Annotated in this window: 2 protein-coding genes; both read right to left on the bottom strand. The window is 60.1% G+C overall.

The window, feature by feature from the left end; all coding sequences use genetic code 11:
• Window positions 1-186: 186 nt before the first annotated feature.
• Complete coding sequence (locus H5U08_RS11260) at window positions 187-3,933, bottom strand: mechanosensitive ion channel domain-containing protein (RefSeq protein ID WP_297033043.1); 3,747 nt, start codon at window positions 3,931-3,933, stop codon at window positions 187-189.
• A gap of 141 nt (window positions 3,934-4,074) precedes the next feature.
• The coding region (locus H5U08_RS11265) for a hypothetical protein (protein WP_297033044.1) at window positions 4,075-4,297 on the bottom strand (223 nt) is incomplete at its 5' end.

Raw genomic sequence — 4,297 nt, forward strand, 5'->3', positions numbered from 1 at the left:
TCCCGGTAGGCTTGTCTCATGAATTGCCGTGTACGGAAATGAAGTATGGCCGAGGTCGTCAGATTCTGGTAAGGACAATTCATGAATCGCCCCTGCCTCGCGATCCAATATTCAATACATAAATTACACCCACCAAATCCCGGGGCCCGGGTGGAACCGGACCCTCCAAGTCCGGGCAATACTACGTCAAATGGGGCCTTTTTCCTGAGCGGGACTCTGTGACTCGGGGGAAGAGGAGGCTTCGCGGGTTCCGCTGGACTGATTGGATCGCGGTTGTTCTGTGTAATAGACGTGGATATCCCGCTGCGGGAAGGGGATCGAGATACCCTCTTCCGTCAACCGGCGGTACACTGCTGCATGAAGCCCGTTAATTACGGCCAGACGATTGTCATAATTCGCCACATACGCAAAAAGCCGGAAATTGAGCGAGCTATCGCCAAATCCCTCAAACAAGACAACGGGGGCTGGATCCGACATGACGTGCGGATGATTTTTGGCAACGTCAAGAAGCAGAGAGATAACCCGATCGGGATCGGTTCCGTACGCCACACCGACAGCCACCTCGACACGATTGGTGCGGTCGCTCAATGTCCAGTTGATGACTTTGCCTGTGATGAACTCCTTATTGGGAATGATCAGCTCGCGACGTTCAAAATTGAGAATCGTCGTCGCACGGATGCGGATTTTCGTGACAACCCCCGAGAACTCACCGACCGTGACAAGATCGCCCACCCGAATTGGCCTTTCAAAAAGAATGATGAGGCCGGAGACAAAATTTGCGAAGATTTCTTGCAATCCGAAGCCCAAGCCCACGCCCAAAGCGGCCACGAGCCACTGGGCCTGCGACCACTCCAGTCCCAGGCGTCCACAGGCCAGAATGATGGCCACTCCGATCACCACATACGATGCCACCGTGTGCAAGGCGTAACGCAGGCCCGGATCGACGGGCAACCTCTGGGGAAGCACGATTTCCATAAGCCCTGCGATGTTCTTTGCGAAGACCATGCCAATCACGAGCGTGATAATAGCGAGGAGCACATCCGCCAGAGTGACCGTCTTTCCCGAAACAGGGATTGCCGCGGCCGGGGCCGCTTCCTGCCCCGACGCAGTCCCCGCAGGTGCAGCGGAGCCCGTCCCCGCCGCAGAGGCCGCCGCAGGAGTTCCCCCCCATAATCGCACCTGTCGCAACATTCCCAGGGCCGGTAGGACGTCGGCCCAGATCCACCACAGGAGAAACACCGCCAGCACGACCTGCAAGGTTCCGAACAATCGCCGCGTTTGGGAACCGAGCAGAGACAGATCCGGCTCGGATTCGGCTGGGGGCGCCACGACCCCACCGCTTTCTGTGGCCGCCTCGGCACTCTGTGCCTCCGCCATGCGCTTTTGACGGGCGCGATTGAGGCCGATCCGCCGCTTGCGAACAACAAGCCAGCGATTGAAGAGCTCTTCCAGAATACCCAGCCCCAAAGGCAAAATGATCGTTTCTCGAAATCGCTGGGCCAACTCGATGGCCGTGTAGCTGTAACCAAGCAAGGAAAGCAGAGCCAATACAATCGGTGTTCCCATACCGGCAAGCCACCAGACCATCCGCCCCCGATAAAACCATCCCTGTTCGTTGTGAACCCGCACCGCTTCCCAGACGGATCCCCGCGGGCGGAAGAGAAAGGCCGCCATCACCGCGTAGAGCACCATCATGGCGAGGAAGGTCAAACGCCCGGGCCCGGCCTCCCACCGCTGGTCGTTACTTGTGTGGATGGCCGCGCAAAAATACGTGACGACCACCCCCAGAATGATGAACCAGCGGAGGTGTCGCCGGAGGGTCGCCGTGAGCGTGGATGGCCACCCGAAGTGACCTTCCCCCAATCCGCCGGGAGCTGCGACGCGACGCAACCCGTCAAACACTAACAAAAACTCCGCTGCGGAGCGCAACCCTGCGGCAATGGCCAGGCTCAGGGAGGTGCTTTCCAAAGGCGATACCAGCCGCCAGGCCAAAAAGAAGAGGGCCGACGGCAGCCAGAGTGTTTCCGCCGCGGTAATGGCCGCCGCGTGCAGAGTAGGCCAAAATCCGTAGAAGGCTCCGCGACTGACTCGGGCGGCCAGGTCGGGCAAAACCCTTCTCGATCGGACAAGAACCAGTCCCCAGACCAGCAAAAGCAAAATGGCGGAAATCCACAGGCCAGGGTTGTTCACCACATCCCGTGCAATGATTCCCCCAATTTCCGACCAGGTTTCCACCCCCACCAGCATGTTGATCACACCCAGCGTGAGACGGAAGTTCTCAGCCCAGCGCGACGGTTCAAAGGCAGGGGTGTTGGGAATCCATAGAATGTGCTCGTCGATAAAGCGGCGATATTCTTCGATGAGCCGGATGGTGGCTCTTTCCGTGTTATCCAGGTCCACCAGGTCGTTGAGCCAGCGGTTATAGAGTTTGACCTGCTGTTCGAGGAGCGAATACGACTCCGTGAGCAGTTCCCGGAGAACCTCCTCCCACTCCGGATGACGATCTAAATTCTCCCCCATCAGACGGCTTCGCCAGCGTGCGATCTCTTCCTCGAGGGGTGGTGCCTGCGCGTGCCGATCGCTGATTTCCAGCACACTCCACTGGGCCTGGCGGATATCCTCCTGACGCTTGCGGATTCTCTGCCACAGGGTATACGTGTCGGGAAGTTTCGCCCGCTGCGCACGCAACCAAAGTCCCAGTGCCCCCGTCATGCCGACCACCCCCATCCGGTCCCGGGTGGTCTGAAATTGCTGCTTGAGCTCTTCCAGTTGCTGATTGGCCCGGGTGAGTTCAGCCGATACAGCGTTGACCTTCGCCGTGAGCTGGGCAACCTCCGCAGCCGACTTTTCCACCTGCTCGGCGACACTGCGGAGAGCCGGGGGAAGCTGCTCCCGTCTCTGTTTGGCTTTTTCCGCGCGGGAAACCGCCTCAGCCTGACGTCGTTGCGCCAGAATCTGCTGCCACTGCTGGAACTCGCTTTCCGCCACGCGATACCGCTGCGCCGCCACACGTCTCTGCAGAGGGAGGAGGGCTTCGTCGGCCTTGTCGTAATAGGCGAGTTCTTCCTTGCTGGCCTCGGCTTCCCGGCGTGCCGATTCCCATTCGGCCTGATGCAGGATGCGTTCCGCTTCCGCCAGGGCGGGGATCTGGTCCGATTTGGGGGGCGCCGCCAGTGCCTGCCGGGCCGCCTCCATCCGCTTCTGTGCCGCGTCGGCCCTCTGCTTGGCGGTTTGCCGTGCGGAATTGCGTCGGGTGACCTCGGCCTCCACGGAGTCCCGGGCACTGCGTGCCGCGTTGAGCCGCTCCTCGGCCTCCTGGGCCGCTTTCTGAATTTCTTCCAGTGACAGGTTGTCCGCACTGACCGTCCCTGAAGCCGCCTCCAGGGAAGCAAGCTCCGCCTCCAGCTTTTTGATTTCCTGACCGATCGACTCCCGCTGCTGGCGGAATTGGTCCGCCTGCGTTCGCGCCTTCTCCGCCGCGGCGAGCTCCTGAAGGGCCCGTTCATACATCGCGACAATCTGCGATTTGACAGCGTCTTCGAGATTGGGATCCGACTGGACCCGCTGAATGCGAAGCTGAAGGTCGTCGGCGGAGAGTGTGGGCACGGAAGGCTCCGTCGACGGCTGCCCCCCACCATTGGGGGTGACAGGTGACAGCGGTGGCGTGCCGCCGTTGGCGGCTGGCTGCTGAGAGGCTTCGGGTTCCTGAGCGCGAGCCACCCGAAGCGGCGGACGGATGGGATTAACGCGCGGCACTTGTGACTGCGCCAAAAGGTCTCCCCACCCTGCTTCCCGGTCGTGCGCTGCGCTCTGCGCACCGGAGTTGCCATCCGCGAAAGCCCTTTCCTGGATTTGCGCAACAGATTGCGCTCCCAGGACACAAATCGCCGCAACCAGTATATAGAAATGGAACTTGCGAAGAGCTTGCATCATCCCATTTTTCCTGCTTTACCGAATCGACTGTAACTCGCCCACCCTCGTCGGGCCTCACCGACTGGCATTGTCCAGAATGGCCTCTCCTGTGACAATGCCACTTTAGCGGCGCATCACATCCGCTGACGTCAAAGCGGTCTTCTAGCGGAAACTGAATCGTTTGTAGCGATCATATTTGTGGCTCGGCCGAGGGATGTCACCCTCCAGCCCCGATTTTTCGAGCGACAGCATCCTCTCCACCTGGCTCGGGTTCCCGCGTGGTACAATCTTCTGAAGCCAGGGTAAAGGTCGGATTGCGTTCGGCAGGCCGGTTTTGAACCGCCGAAGGCCCGGGGGTGCGAAAACTGTGACCATGGGAAAACTT

This window comes from Thermogutta sp. (assembly GCF_014359955.1).
GTDB lineage: Bacteria > Planctomycetota > Planctomycetia > Pirellulales > Thermoguttaceae > Thermogutta.

Excerpts from the sequence above, each read along its gene's own strand:
- H5U08_RS11260 (WP_297033043.1), bottom strand. The coding sequence starts at position 3,933 with ATGATGCAAGCTCTTCGCAAGTTCCATTTCTATATACTGGTTGCGGCG.